Source organism: Shewanella sp. K8 (genome assembly GCF_028823715.1).
GTDB classification, from domain to species: domain Bacteria; phylum Pseudomonadota; class Gammaproteobacteria; order Enterobacterales; family Shewanellaceae; genus Shewanella; species Shewanella algae.
In genome coordinates this window covers 1-13,645 of record NZ_JAPEHY010000003.1, presented here as the reverse complement: position 1 = coordinate 13,645, position 13,645 = coordinate 1, and the positions used below count along the sequence as shown (strand labels likewise).

General features: G+C 53.1%; 12 protein-coding genes. 9 read left to right on the top strand and 3 right to left on the bottom strand.

Translation table 11 applies throughout. From position 1 onward, the window contains the following. Positions 1 to 518: 518 nt before the first annotated feature. From focA to pflA, 3 genes are read left to right on the top strand one after another with little or no spacing between them, the layout of a single operon-like run. Complete coding sequence (gene focA, locus ON072_RS02505) at positions 519 to 1,400, top strand: formate transporter FocA (protein ID WP_025889524.1); 882 nt, start codon at positions 519 to 521, stop codon at positions 1,398 to 1,400. A 29-nt stretch (positions 1,401 to 1,429) separates the two neighbouring features. Beyond that, entirely contained in the window at positions 1,430 to 3,712 is a 2,283-nt protein-coding gene (gene pflB, locus ON072_RS02500; RefSeq protein WP_028779374.1) for a formate C-acetyltransferase, read from the top strand. A 57-nt stretch (positions 3,713 to 3,769) separates the two neighbouring features. Then, positions 3,770 to 4,510: a pyruvate formate lyase 1-activating protein gene (gene pflA / locus ON072_RS02495; RefSeq protein WP_025011778.1), complete on the top strand. Its 741-nt coding sequence runs from the start codon at positions 3,770 to 3,772 to the stop codon at positions 4,508 to 4,510. A gap of 1 nt (position 4,511) precedes the next feature. On the opposite strand, the gene yfbV is transcribed toward pflA, so the two are convergent. Further along, positions 4,512 to 4,955 carry a terminus macrodomain insulation protein YfbV gene (yfbV, locus tag ON072_RS02490; RefSeq protein WP_028779375.1) on the bottom strand — a complete coding sequence of 148 codons (444 nt, stop codon included), beginning with the start codon at positions 4,953 to 4,955 and terminating at the stop codon, positions 4,512 to 4,514. A gap of 158 nt (positions 4,956 to 5,113) precedes the next feature. Between yfbV and ackA the strand changes: the two genes are divergently transcribed. The 6 genes from ackA (at position 5,114) to xthA (ending at position 11,300) form a co-directional block, all read left to right on the top strand. Beyond that, positions 5,114 to 6,313 carry an acetate kinase gene (gene ackA / locus ON072_RS02485; protein ID WP_025011777.1) on the top strand — a complete coding sequence of 400 codons (1,200 nt, stop codon included), beginning with the start codon at positions 5,114 to 5,116 and terminating at the stop codon, positions 6,311 to 6,313. A gap of 94 nt (positions 6,314 to 6,407) precedes the next feature. After that, positions 6,408 to 8,549, top strand: coding sequence for a phosphate acetyltransferase (gene pta, locus ON072_RS02480; RefSeq protein ID WP_107004683.1), 2,142 nt, complete (start codon positions 6,408 to 6,410; stop codon positions 8,547 to 8,549). 564 nt (positions 8,550 to 9,113) lie between these two features. After that, positions 9,114 to 9,554, top strand: a complete 441-nt coding sequence (locus ON072_RS02475) for a hypothetical protein (protein WP_025011776.1) — start codon at positions 9,114 to 9,116, stop codon at positions 9,552 to 9,554. Between the two features lie 95 nt (positions 9,555 to 9,649). Beyond that, positions 9,650 to 10,195, top strand: coding sequence for a septation protein A (locus ON072_RS02470; protein ID WP_025011775.1), 546 nt, complete (start codon positions 9,650 to 9,652; stop codon positions 10,193 to 10,195). Beyond that, positions 10,195 to 10,494, top strand: a complete 300-nt coding sequence (locus tag ON072_RS02465; RefSeq protein WP_025011774.1) for a YciI family protein — start codon at positions 10,195 to 10,197, stop codon at positions 10,492 to 10,494. The genes ON072_RS02470 and ON072_RS02465 overlap by 1 nt, the downstream gene beginning before the upstream one ends. Beyond that, positions 10,494 to 11,300, top strand: coding sequence for an exodeoxyribonuclease III (gene xthA, locus ON072_RS02460; RefSeq protein ID WP_025011773.1), 807 nt, complete (start codon positions 10,494 to 10,496; stop codon positions 11,298 to 11,300). Before ON072_RS02465 ends, xthA begins: the two co-directional genes overlap by 1 nt. 147 nt (positions 11,301 to 11,447) lie before the next feature. Here xthA and ON072_RS02455 read toward each other — a convergent pair whose 3' ends face one another. Both ON072_RS02455 and ON072_RS02450 read right to left on the bottom strand, forming a co-directional pair. Further along, positions 11,448 to 12,863, bottom strand: a complete 1,416-nt coding sequence (locus ON072_RS02455; protein WP_044734322.1) for a methyl-accepting chemotaxis protein — start codon at positions 12,861 to 12,863, stop codon at positions 11,448 to 11,450. A gap of 56 nt (positions 12,864 to 12,919) precedes the next feature. Then, positions 12,920 to 13,423 carry a DUF1097 domain-containing protein gene (locus tag ON072_RS02450; RefSeq protein ID WP_025889517.1) on the bottom strand — a complete coding sequence of 168 codons (504 nt, stop codon included), beginning with the start codon at positions 13,421 to 13,423 and terminating at the stop codon, positions 12,920 to 12,922. Between the last annotated feature and the right edge of the window lie 222 nt (positions 13,424 to 13,645).

Sequence of the window (13,645 nt, the reverse complement as noted above, 5' to 3'; positions counted from 1 at the left end):
TTTTTGTGGTAAATTGGTAAGACCAATTTTAAGGTTGGATGCATAACGAGCGATTCTTTGAACAGACTTTCTCGGGGTAGCTAAAACCTCAACCTGGGCTCTGTAAGTAAAGAAGATGGAGATTGCGGCAACATGGGAGATGTAAACATTTCCAGTTTGCAGCCATTCATCGCGAGCAACAGCACAGATTGGACTTTTATAACGTGTTACAAGCTTATGCTTGGGTCAAACACCAAATAGAAAGCACAGGCTGCGGTAGATAACACTGCAAGATAATTAAGATTGCGGTGAATTGTTTCAAGACGGTTTTTCAGACAAAAAAGGAATGGCAAAAGGTAGTTTAATTTCATAATTCAGATTGCACGGCGATTAAATTGATCTTAATCACGTAATTTAATTACATTTTGCTTATAGTTAACGAATTTGATGGCTCAAGGGTCATCACACAGAACAAGCGATAAATGAATTTCATAACCTAAACCGGTGGCCAGCCACCAAATGAGCGAAAGAAGGCAGCTATGAACAACAGTCCTAGCCCATTTGATGCATCAACCCCTGCCAATACTGCGCAGAAGGTCGAGGATGCGGCCGTCGTCAAAATCGGCCGCGATACCCAGTCGACCCTGTTGCTGGCCATGACTGCGGGGGTGTTTATTGGCCTCGCGTTTATCTTCTATGTTGTCGCCACTGCCGGTGGCAGCGCCCTTCCCTACGGTCTCAACAAACTCATCGGCGGCCTGTGCTTCAGCCTGGGCCTGATGTTGGTGGTGGTACTGGGCGGCGAACTCTTCACCTCTACTGTATTAACCATTACTGCCAGAGCCAGCAAACGGGTCACCACCAAGGCCTTACTGCGCAACTGGGGGCTGGTCTATCTGGGCAACTTTATCGGCGCCATGCTACTGGTAGGCCTGATGATCACCGCCAAACACTATGATGCCGGCCACGGTTTGATAGGCCTTGGTTACATGAAGACCGCTCAGGCCAAACTGCACCATGACTTTTTCCAGGCCATCGCCCTCGGGATCATGTGTAACATCATGGTGTGTCTGGCGGTATGGATGGCCTATGCCGGTCGCTCGGTCACTGACAAACTGCTGGCCGTGGTGTTGCCGGTTGCCATGTTTGTCGCCGCAGGTTTTGAGCACTGTATCGCCAACATGTTCCTTATTCCCATGGCCATTATCAGCAAAAATATGGCCGGCACTGAATTCTGGACAAGCGCCGGGGTCAGCCCCGAGCAGTTTGCCGATCTCACATGGAGCCAATTCGTGTTCCATAATCTGGTTCCCGTCACTCTGGGTAATATCGTGGGGGGAGCTTTATTTGTAGGGTTGACTTACTGGTTTGTGTATCGCCGTCCCTTGCTGGCCAAGCAAGGCAGCGAGGCCAGCAAGTAACTTTATCTCAACTAGAAGGTATGAGTACTATGACCGAGAAAACTGAGCTGTTTGCAAGCGCATGGGAAGGCTTTGTTCCCGGCGATTGGAAGACCGAAGTCAATGTACGTGACTTTATCCAGAAGAACTACACCCCCTATGAAGGTGATGAGTCTTTCCTGGCTGGCCCCACCACTGCGACCACAGCCCTGTGGGACAAAGTCATGGAAGGCATCAAGCAGGAAAACCGCACCCACGCTCCGGTCGACTTTGATACAGACAAAGTCTCTACCATAGATTCCCATGATGCCGGCTACATCAATCAGGAACTGGAAACCATTGTTGGTTTGCAGACTGATGCGCCACTCAAACGCGCCATGCTGCCCAACGGTGGTATCCGCATGGTTGAAGGCTCCTGCGCCGCCTATGATCGCGAGCTGGATCCTGAAATCAAATATGTCTACTCCGAACTGCGTAAGACCCATAACCAGGGTGTGTTCGATGTTTACACTCCGGAAATTCTCGCTTGCCGCAAGTCAGGTGTACTGACAGGTTTGCCCGATGCCTACGGTCGTGGCCGTATCATTGGTGACTACCGTCGCGTAGCCCTCTACGGTATCGACTACCTGATGAAGGACAAGGTTGCCCAGTTCACTTCACTGCAGGCTCAGATGGAAGCCGGTGAAGATCTGAGCAACGTTATCCAGTTGCGTGAAGAGATTGCCGAGCAGCACAGAGCGCTGGGCAAGATGAAGAAGATGGCAGCCAAATACGGTTATGACATCTCCGGCCCTGCCAAGAATGCCAAAGAAGCCATCCAGTGGACCTACTTCGGCTATCTGGCCGCGGTGAAGAGCCAAAACGGCGCTGCCATGTCTCTGGGCCGTACTTCAACCTTCATCGACGTTTATATCGAACGCGATCTGAAAAATGGCGTGCTCACCGAAGAGCAGGCTCAGGAAATGATCGACCATTTCGTGATGAAACTGCGTATGGTGCGCTTCCTGCGTACCCCTGAATACGATGAGCTGTTCTCCGGCGACCCAATCTGGGCTACCGAATCTATCGGTGGTATGGGTCTGGACGGTCGTCCACTGGTGAGCAAGACCAGCTTCCGCTTCCTGCACACCCTATACAACATGGGTCCAAGCCCAGAGCCAAACATCACTGTGCTTTGGTCCGAGCAGCTGCCTCAGCCATTCAAAAAATACTGCGCCAAAGTGTCTATCGACACCAGCTCCATCCAGTATGAAAACGATGACCTGATGCGCCCTGACTTCGAGTCCGATGACTACGCCATCGCCTGCTGCGTGAGCCCCATGGTTGTGGGCAAGCACATGCAGTTCTTTGGTGCCCGTGCCAACCTGGCCAAAACCATGCTGTACGCCATCAACGGTGGTGTGGATGAAAAGCTGAAAATTCAGGTTGCTCCTAAGGCAGATCCTATCACAGACGAAGTGCTCAACTATGATGACGTCATGAGCCGTCTCGATGGCCTGATGGACTGGTTGGCAACTCAGTATGTCACTGCGTTGAACACCATCCACTACATGCACGACAAGTACTCTTACGAAGCCGCGCTGATGGCGCTGCACGACAGAGACGTACGTCGCACCATGGCCTGTGGTATCGCCGGTCTGTCTATTGCTGCCGACTCACTGTCTGCCATCAAGTATGCCAAGGTGAAACCGGTTCGCGATGAAAACGGTATTGCCGTAGACTTCGAAATCGAGGGTGATTATCCCAAGTTCGGTAACAACGACGCCCGTGTTGACGACATCGCCTGTATGCTGGTTGAAGGCTTTATGGCCAAAATTCGTGACAAGAAGATGTACCGCAACGCCATCCCAACCCAGTCAATCCTGACCATTACTTCCAACGTGGTGTATGGTAAGAAGACAGGTAACACTCCGGATGGTCGCCGCGCCGGTGCACCATTTGCCCCGGGTGCCAACCCAATGCACGGCCGTGACGAAAAAGGCGCTATCGCTTCATTGACCTCAGTGGCCAAGCTGCCCTTCGCTCACGCTCAGGACGGTATCTCTTACACCTTCTCCATTGTGCCCAATGCACTGGGTAAAGATGAAGATGCCCGCCGCACCAACCTGGCTGCGCTGATGGATGGATACTTCTCCCACAAGCCAGGCCATGAAGGTGGTCAGCACCTGAACGTCAACGTGATGAACCGTGAAATGCTGGAAGATGCTGTCGTCAACCCTGACAAGTATCCACAGCTGACCATACGTGTTTCAGGCTATGCAGTGCGCTTCAACTCACTGACCCCTGAGCAACAGCAAGACGTGATTACCCGTACTTTCACCAAAGCACTGTAATCCGCGTTTGAAACCAGGCTGCAGCGGCCGCCGCTGCAGCCATTCCAAGGAGAGCACATGACAGTAAAAGGACGGATCCACTCGGTGGAATCCTTTGGCACAGTAGATGGTCCCGGCATTCGCTTTATCGCCTTTATGCAGGGTTGCCTGATGCGCTGTAAATACTGTCACAACCGCGACACCTGGGATCTGGATGGCGGCAAGGAAGTGACGGTCGCGGAGCTGATGGAACAGATAGTCAGCTACCGACCTTTTTTGGAAGCCAGCTGTGGTGGCGTGACCGCCAGCGGTGGTGAAGCTGTGTTACAGGCTGAATTCGTTGCCGAGCTATTCAAGGCCTGCAAGGCCGAAGGCATACACACCTGTTTGGACACCAACGGCTTTGTCCGTAAATACACAGAGGTGATCGACCAGTTGCTGGACAACACAGATCTGGTGCTACTGGACATCAAGCAGATGGATGATGCCAAGCATATAGATCTCACCAAGGTCAGCAACCAGAGAACATTGCAGTTTGCGGAGTATCTGGCAAAACGAGGCCAGAAAACCTGGATCCGTTACGTGGTTGTTGGCGGCTATACAGACGATGAAGCCTCGGCCGAAAAACTGGCTGAATTTATCAAGCCAATGACCAATGTGGAAAAAGTGGAATTACTGCCCTATCACGAACTGGGCAAACACAAGTGGGAAGCCATGGGTGAACACTATGAACTCGACGGCGTGTCGCCGCCAGATCGCGAAACCATGGAGCGAATAAAGGCTATATTTATCCAGAAAGGGATCAATGCCGGCTACTGATTCAGAGTTCTTCCCAAAATCCGGCATCGAGACGTTCAAAGGCCAATTTGAGGATCTGCGCCATATCCATATAGCAGGCCTTGGCCCCTAAAGGGCGACTGCTCACCCCAAGCCCGGAAAGCTTGGCATTGAGTTGATTTCCCCAATCGAGCAAGGACAGCGGCAAGGGATGGCGAGCACGCCAACCCAGCCACAGATAGCCCTGCAAAGGCAGGCTGAGAAAGAACAGAAAGATAGCTATGGCCTGGGGAAGATAGTCCCAACCATAGAAATAGAGTGGCGCGGCAGCCGATAGCATGGCCAACACAGGCATCAACTGCAACGCCAACTGAGTGGCACGAATAACGCGAAACTCAGGAAAAAAGAAACCCAGTTGTCTGACCATGGGCCAGGTCTTCATATAACGATGACCTTCCCTCACGGTTTTGAGAAAGTTAAGGCTCAATCAAGGCACCTGAAACAAGCATAATATTGCTTTTACCTTAGCACAGTTCCCTATTCGGCCCCAACAACGGCTTGACGGCAGGAACGCAGTGAAACAGGTTACAGGCGAGTCCAGTTCACCCGTAACTCATTAATTAAAAACGGCGAAAGGTTTTTAACATGTCTAAAAAACTGGTATTGGTTCTAAATTGCGGCAGTTCTTCTTTGAAATTTGCAGTCATGGATGCACTCACGGGCGATGATCAGATCTCAGGTCTGGCCGAGTGCTTTGGTCTGGAAAACTCCCGCATCAAATGGAAACACAATGGCGAAAAGCATGAAGCCGCACTGGGCGCATTTACCGCGCACCGTGAAGCCGTGGAGTTTATTGTAAACCAGATCCTGGCTCCCCTGCCTGAACTGGCGTCACAGATCCTGGCGGTGGGTCACCGTATCGTGCATGGCGGCGAAAAATTCACCCGCTCGGTTATCATTGACGACCAGGTGATCAAAGGTATCGAAGACTGTGCCTCACTGGCACCGCTGCACAATCCGGCGCACCTGATAGGTATTCGCGCTGCCATGGCCTCGTTCCCAAGCCTGCCTCAGGTTGCCGTGTTTGACACCGCCTTCCACCAGAGTATGCCTGAGCACGCCTTTGTCTATGCCCTGCCCTACAAGCTTTACCGCGAGCACGGCATTCGTCGTTACGGCATGCACGGCACCAGCCATCTGTTTGTCAGCCGTGAAGCGGCCAAGGTGCTGGGTAAAGAGCTGGCCGATACCAATGTAATCTGTGCTCACCTGGGCAACGGCGCTTCGGTCACGGCGGTTAAAGGCGGCAAGAGCATGGATACTTCCATGGGCCTGACACCACTGGAAGGTTTGGTGATGGGAACCCGCTGCGGCGATATCGACCCCTCCATCATCTATCATCTGGTGCACCAACTGGGTTACACCCTGGAGGAGGTCAACAACCTGCTGAACAAGCAGAGCGGCCTTTTGGGGATCAGCGAACTGACCAATGATTGCCGTGGTATCGAGGAAGGATATGCCGAAGGTCACAAAGGTGCGACACTGGCACTGGAAATCTTCTGCTATCGTCTGGCAAAATATATCGCCTCCTACACTGTGCCATTGGGCCGTCTGGATGCCGTGGTGTTTACCGGCGGCATAGGTGAAAACTCCGACATTATCCGCAAGAAAGTGCTGGAACTACTGTCCATCTTCAACTTCCAGGTCGATGATGAACGCAACCTGGCCGCCCGCTTCGGCAATGGCGGAATTATCACTAAAGATGAAGGCACTCTGGCCATGGTCATTCCCACCAATGAAGAGTGGGTCATCGCCGAAGACGCTATTAGTTTGATAGAAGAATAATATGACCAATCAGCCGCCTGGTTAGCCTGGCGGCTTTCATGTTTTTTGACTTTACAAGATTCACCGGAAAACCATCGACTCCGAAGAGGTTTTTATGTCCCGTAACATTATGTTGATCCCCATAGGCACTGGCGTCGGTCTGACGTCTATCAGCCTGGGGATGGTTCGTGCATTGGAACGCCACGGCGTTAAAGTGCAATTCTTTAAACCCATTTCCCAGTTGCGCCCGCAGGATCACGGCCCTGAGCGTTCAACTACCATCCTCAGCAAGTCCCCCACGGTCAACCCGCTTGAGCCGTTTGAAATGGCCCACGCCGAAGCGCTGATCCGTGCCGATCAGACGGATGTGCTGATGGAGCAAATCATCGCCCGCGCCAGTGAAATTGCCGACAACACTGAAACCCTGATCATCGAAGGCCTGGTGCACACCCGTAGCCATCCGTTTGCCGATGATGTCAATTATGCCATTGCCAAGGCGCTCGACGCCGATGTGATTTTTGTCGCAACCCCAGGCAACGACAGTCCGACCGGGCTGATGAACCGCCTCGAAATCGCCTTTAACTCTTGGGGTGGTAACAAGAACAAGCGTCTTATCGGCGCCATCATTAACAAGATTGGCGCGCCGGTGGACGACGAAGGCCGTGCCCGCCCGGATCTGTCTGAAGTATTCGACCATCAGGACGTTCAGCGCAGCGATACTGCCGGTATGTTCCAGTTGCCGGGCAAGAGCCCACTGAGGATCCTCGGCAGCGTGCCTTACAACCTGGATCTGGTGTCCCCCAGAGCATCCGACTTGGCCAAGCACCTGCGTGCCCGCATCATCAATGCCGGTGAGATGAACACTCGCCGTCTGCGCAAGGTAACCTTCTGTGCCCGCTCTATTCCCAACATGGTGCAGCACATCAAGACAGACTCGCTGCTGGTCACCTCTGGCGATCGCTCCGATGTTATCGTTTCTGCCTGTCTGGCAGCGATGAACGGCGTCAAGATTGGTGCCTTGCTGCTGAGCGGCGGTTATGAACCTGAGCCTGAGATCATGGCCTTGTGTGAACAGGCCTTTGAAACCGGCCTGCCTGTGTTCCTTATCGATACCAATACCTGGCAAACCTCGCTCAATATTCAACGCTTTGACCACGAAGTACCTGTGGACGATGCAGTGCGTATTGAACTGGTACAGGAATATGTTGCCGGTCATATCGATCAGAGCTGGATTGAAAGCGTCACCGAGAACTCGCCCCGCGAGCACCGCCTGTCGCCACCGGCTTTCCGCTACAAACTTACCGAGCTGGCCCGCGCCGCCCGTAAGACCGTGGTGCTGCCTGAAGGCGATGAGCCGCGCACCATCAAAGCCGCCGCCATCTGCGCCGAGCGCGGTATTGCCCGCTGTGTACTGCTAGGCAAACGCGACGAGATTCTGCGTATCGCAGCCCAGCAGGATGTCATTCTGGGAGAGGATGTCGAGATTATCGATCCCGATGAAGTGCGTGAGCGCTATGTCGAACCTATGCTGGATCTTCGCCGTCACAAGGGCCTGACCGAAGTAGTTGCCCGTGAACAGCTGGAAGACAACATGGTGCTGGGCACCATGATGCTGGCCCAGAATGAAGTGGACGGTATCGTTTCCGGTGCAGTCAACACCACGGCCAACACCATTCGTCCACCACTGCAGCTGATTAAGACAGCGCCCGGCTCCAGCCTGGTCTCTTCCATCTTCTTCATGCTGATGCCGGATCAAGTGCTGGTATATGGTGACTGCGCCATCAACCCGGATCCCAATGCCGAGCAATTGGCCGATATCGCCATCCAATCGGCCGAGTCGGCCAAAGCCTTCGGCATTGAGCCCAGAGTCGCGATGATCAGCTACTCAACCGGTGACTCAGGTACAGGCTCGGATGTGGATAAGGTGCGCGAAGCCACCCGGATTGCCAAAGAGAAGCGTCCGGATCTGGTGATTGACGGCCCACTACAGTACGACGCCGCAGTGATGCCCAATGTGGCTCGCTCCAAGGCGCCGGACAGCCCGGTTGCCGGTAAGGCAACTGTGTTTGTGTTCCCGGATCTCAACACGGGTAACACCACTTATAAGGCCGTTCAACGAAGCGCCGATCTGATCAGCATAGGCCCTATGCTGCAAGGTATGCGTAAGCCGGTGAACGATCTGTCCCGTGGCGCCTTGGTGGATGACATAGTCTACACCATCGCCCTGACCGCCATTCAGGCCACTCAGAGTAATTAATGGTCCGATAGCCAATTCAAGAAAAGCGTCTGCTCCGGCAGGCGCTTTTTTGTGGTCTATTTCACATAGGAGCTCACTCAGCGAGCATCAAAAGCTGAAGAACAGATTGGTTAATGGAAGGTTTATCGGGATAAATCGATACCGGCCTGCGCACCTGCGCGTCTTTTCAACCTACCCTTTGGAGCTGGCAGCTCAAACCTCTATAAGAACTGATATTGGATACTGACTGCGGCTTTTATCAGCAAAAGCTGTACAAAATCAACGCAAAGGATCCTTTACGCCAGTTATGATTCAGCCAGGAATGAGTCATCAGGAGAGAAACGGATAGGGAAAAGTGCCAAGCGTCAAAAAATAACCAGCGACAATTTAACGACGATATCAATCGCTTAGGAAGTATCTATCGAGTCTTCAACACACTTGTCCACAGATTCTGTGGATAAGAATCTCTGCGCTATCCTCTTTATATGCCACAGGATCGCCGATCCCGTCAAGCGTGCGGCATCGGCTTGCGATCAATACTAAAAAAACCGATACTGTTTGGCACCAATCATTAGGGTCAACACTATGAGATATTTACTTTTTCTTTGTCTGCTAGGCCTATTTGGCTGCAATGATGACCCGAGTAAAGCCACCATAGACAGCCCGGAACAAGTCGCCCTGGGATTCTTTCAGGCCATCTACGTAGATAAGGATGTCGAGAAGGCAACCCATTATGTCGATGATCCGATGAAGGAGGTGCTGAAAAGTTACTATATCGCCGCCTCTGTACAGCGCCATATGCTCAATCTACAGATGACAGATGTCACCCTGGAGATTGAAGAGATAGATATCGACTTCTTTCGCAAGTTCACCGATGACGTGACTGTCGTGGTCAAATTTACCGGCCGTAGAGGTGGCCGCCCCTGGGTCGATGACAGAACCATTCGCCTGCATAAACGGGGCCGGGCCTGGGTGATAGTGGAAATTCTCCCGGAAACCGGCAAGATCAACTCAGGTTCCCTGTAATAATTGTGCACTGACCCACGCAAGGGCCGAAGAGGTTTATCCCTCAAAGCCCGCCGTGCTAAACTCACAGGCAATTTTCACTCAGTCTGATTACTATGAAACAACTGTTGGATTTCCTGCCGCTGGTCATCTTCTTTGCCGTTTATAAGTTTTACGATATCTATGTCGCCAGTGGCGCCTTGATAGCCGCAACGGCGCTGCAACTCGTGGTGACCTACCTGCTGTACCGCAAGCTTGAGAAAATGCATCTCATCACCTTTGCCATGGTGGCCGTATTCGGTACCCTGACCTTGGTGTTTCACGACGATGCCTTTATCAAATGGAAAGTCACCATAGTCTATGCCCTGTTCGCCTTGGGTCTGGGTGTCAGCCAATTGCTGAATAAGCCTGTACTCAAGGGCATGCTGGGGCAGGAACTCAAGGTCGCCGACAAGATATGGGCCAGAGTCACCTGGTACTGGGTCAGTTTCTTTATTATCTGCGGCCTTATCAATATCTATGTCGCCTTCAGTCTGAGTCAGGAAACCTGGGTCAACTTCAAGGTCTTTGGCTTGACCGCAGTGACGCTACTGAACACCATAGCAACCGTGGTTTATCTCTTTAAACACATCCCCGAAGAGCAACGCAAGGAACTCAAATAATGTGGTATATGATCTCATCTCAAGATGTTGAAAACAGCCTGGAAAAACGTCTTGCCGCTCGTCCGGCCCATCTACAGCGCCTGCAACTGCTGGCCGATGAAGGACGATTGATGCTGGCCGGTCCACATCCCGCCGTGGACAGTGAAAACCCGGGGGACGCCGGATTCAGCGGCTCTTTGGTGGTGGCCGAGTTTGAATCGCTGGAAGCCGCCCAGGCCTGGGCCAATGCCGATCCTTATGTTGCCGCCGGCGTTTATCTGAGTGTTATCGTTAAACCCTTCAAGCGAGTGCTGCCCTGATGAAAATCGTTTCCTTCAATATCAACGGACTGAGAGCTCGTCTGCATCAACTGCAACAGTTGATAGACAGTCACCAGCCGGACATCATAGGGCTGCAGGAAACCAAGGTGCACGACGAAGCCTTCCCTCTGGCCGAAGTGGAAGCCATGGGTTATCAGGTACATTTCCACGGTGGCAAGGCCCACTATGGCGTGGCTCTGTTATCCAAACAGGCCCCCATTGAGGTTCAAAAAGGCTTTCCCACCGACGATGAAGATGCCCAGCGCCGGCTTATCGCCGGAAAGTTCATCCAGGACAACGGCCGCGTGCTGACAGTGATCAACGGCTACTTCCCCCAGGGGGAGAATATCAATCACGAGACCAAGTACCCGGCCAAGCGTAAGTTTTACGCCGACCTGATGCAGTATCTGCAAAACTCATTCAGCCCGGATCAGGATATTGCCATCATAGGGGATATCAATATCTCGCCGCTGGATCTGGATATCGGCATCGGCGATGCCAATGCCAAACGTTGGCTGAAGACAGGTAAATGCAGCTTCCAGCCGGAAGAGCGTGAATGGTTGCAAACCCTGCTGGATTGGGGTTTGGTGGATACCTTCCGCCAGTTGCATCCACAGCGTAGCGAACGCTACTCCTGGTTTGATTATCGCAGCCGTGGCTTTGATGATAACCGCGGCCTGCGTATCGATGTGATCCTGGCAACCGAGTCGCTGGCAAGCCGTTTGAGTGAGGCCGATGTGGATTACGCGCTTCGCGGCATCGACAAGCCCTCGGATCACGCGCCTATCTGGAGCTGTTTTCGCTGACATTGTCGCTAACGCTGATGGCGCTGCTGATGCTGACCACAGCAAGCGGCACGCCTGAAGCAAGAAACAAAGCTCAGGAAACGCTATAACGCAAAACGCCGACATCTGATGATGCCGGCGTTTTTTTATGGCTCAGCTTCTAGCAGTTCAACTGGTTTTATACTGTGCCAACAGCCGGGTCAGAGCGGCAGAAGCCTGGGCCAGTTTTTGACTCAGCTCTATCGCCCTTTCGCTGGCCTGGCGCATCTGATCCGAGTGGCTGCGGATATCGCCAAGCTGCGAGCTGATCTCCCGGGCCGACACGCTTTGCTCTTCGGCCGAGGCTGCGATTTGGCTGCTGCGATCAAATACCGCATCCACTGAGCCACGCATCCCCTCAACATCCGTACCCACCTGAATGATCGCCTGGCGGCTTTCATCAGCCTGCGACACTATCGCCTCGGTCAACTGAGACAAATTGCGGCTGCCCGCCTGCAAACCCTCAATCATACGTTGAATTTCCACTGTCGCTTCCTGGGTTCGCCCCGCCAGGGTCCGCACCTCGTCGGCAACCACGGCAAAGCCGCGCCCCTGTTCTCCGGCTCTGGCAGCCTCGATGGCGGCATTGAGCGCCAGCAGATTGGTCTGCTCGGAAATACCATCAATAGTGGTCACCACGGCGCCAATCTCGGTGGCATCCCGCGACAGTTGCGATACCGAAGAGAAAGCCTCGGCAATCCGGCCCGACAACTCTCCTATACTGGCAACCGTTTCTGCTATGTGTCTGGCGCCCTGGCCCATCTGAGAGGCGTTGTCCCGGGTCTGGGAAGAGGTTTCGGCGGCGTTATGGGACACTTCGGTAATGGCATTGCTCATCTGCTCCATCGCCGTGGCCACAGTATCGAGAAACTGCCACTGAATTTTGCCCATCTCATCACCGGCGGCGGCTTGCTCGGCAAATTCGGAAGCCGCCATCGACAAGGTTTCGGCATTGCTGCTGATGGCGGTGACCATTTCGCTCATGTTATCGGCGCAGCGGTCAATCTCGCGGGCTATCAGGCTGAAATCATCTGTGCCGAAGAAATTGAGCCTAAAGCTCAAATCGCCGTCAGCCAGGCGTTTGATTGCCATATACATATCCCAGAGTCCGCCGCCGAGTGAGGTGGAGATCCAATAGCTAAGCTGAAACAGTGGCAACAGCCCGACAAAAGCCCACAGCAGCATCCAGTTCGCCCGGCTGAGCATCTCTTGCTCCTGCAGTGTTAAGCTGTCACCGAGCCAGTAGTTGCCGTCACGGCTACTGAGCATGACTTTCACCTCGGCGCGCGGTTCATTGCGGCTAAGGCCTTGCTGCTGTAGCCAAAGATCGCGCTCCGGCTCGGGCGCCAGCTGGAGCAGGGTCTCGGCTTTGGCTTGTAAACGCGCCTCAGCGCCCTGGGTTACACTGGCATCCAACTGCCACCAGTTGGCCAGTGCGATAGCGGCGGTTATGGCGGTAACCAGCGAACACACAAGCCAGAATTTACCGTTGAGACTGAACTTAATCAGCATGGCATCAACTTTTCTAAATTGGATCTGCTTCATCAGTGCTCCTCAGCGCGAAGCTAAAAGCCGGGACAGGACCCTGGCAGTATAATCTATTACTCCACCACCCTTTCGACCGGCAGAGGTTTTGTTTGAGTTTGACGACTGCGGCTGGTTTGGCAATAGCCCATGAGATCGGTCAAGCGACTCATGGCATAACCGAATACGGCACCAATCAGCAGCGGCGGCATAATAGCCGCAATATCCGCCGACATGGCAAAGGTGATGCAACAACCAATAAAGGCACCGGGAATAAAGTTAAGTTTACCGAAGCAGGCCTGCAGGCACATGGCACTGGTGGCTATGCCGGTGAAGATCCAGCCAAATACCGGCGAGACAAAGAAACTGCTGCCGCTGATGATAAGCCAGGCCCAGAATACTCCCGATGTATTGGTGCACCAGGCCTGAAGCAAACCGGCGAACCCACTGCGTCCTTGAGCAAAGAAAGTACTGCACCCCAGAAACCCTATCCAGGTGATCAGACCAAAGGTGTCGGCAACCCCACACCATACAGTGGCCAAGAGGCCGGCAGATATTGCTGCATGCCAACGCTGTTGCATAGGAGTATCTCCACAAAATGTAACTATTGGTTAAATTACCCCGTTTTTGATAACAAAAACCGGATCTACACCAAAAAAGGGCCTATTAATGCCGAGACCTGGCTCACTTTGCAAACATTTAGTAGTAAAAAAACAATAATGGAGTGAATTTCAGCCAAATAAAAACCCCACCTGCATAGCAGGTGGCTTTGAACAGCCCCCTAGAAGGGGGCTAAAAGAATC

Excerpts from the sequence above, each read along its gene's own strand:
- focA (WP_025889524.1), top strand. The coding sequence starts at position 519 with ATGAACAACAGTCCTAGCCCATTTGATGCATCAACCCCTGCCAATACT.
- ON072_RS02455 (WP_044734322.1), bottom strand. The coding sequence starts at position 12,863 with ATGAAGCAGATCCAATTTAGAAAAGTTGATGCCATGCTGATTAAGTTC.
- ON072_RS02465 (WP_025011774.1), top strand. The coding sequence starts at position 10,195 with ATGTGGTATATGATCTCATCTCAAGATGTTGAAAACAGCCTGGAAAAA.
- ON072_RS02450 (WP_025889517.1), bottom strand. The coding sequence starts at position 13,423 with ATGCAACAGCGTTGGCATGCAGCAATATCTGCCGGCCTCTTGGCCACT.
- pta (WP_107004683.1), top strand. The coding sequence starts at position 6,408 with ATGTCCCGTAACATTATGTTGATCCCCATAGGCACTGGCGTCGGTCTG.
- pflB (WP_028779374.1), top strand. The coding sequence starts at position 1,430 with ATGACCGAGAAAACTGAGCTGTTTGCAAGCGCATGGGAAGGCTTTGTT.
- pflA (WP_025011778.1), top strand. The coding sequence starts at position 3,770 with ATGACAGTAAAAGGACGGATCCACTCGGTGGAATCCTTTGGCACAGTA.
- ON072_RS02470 (WP_025011775.1), top strand. The coding sequence starts at position 9,650 with ATGAAACAACTGTTGGATTTCCTGCCGCTGGTCATCTTCTTTGCCGTT.
- xthA (WP_025011773.1), top strand. The coding sequence starts at position 10,494 with ATGAAAATCGTTTCCTTCAATATCAACGGACTGAGAGCTCGTCTGCAT.
- ackA (WP_025011777.1), top strand. The coding sequence starts at position 5,114 with ATGTCTAAAAAACTGGTATTGGTTCTAAATTGCGGCAGTTCTTCTTTG.
- ON072_RS02475 (WP_025011776.1), top strand. The coding sequence starts at position 9,114 with ATGAGATATTTACTTTTTCTTTGTCTGCTAGGCCTATTTGGCTGCAAT.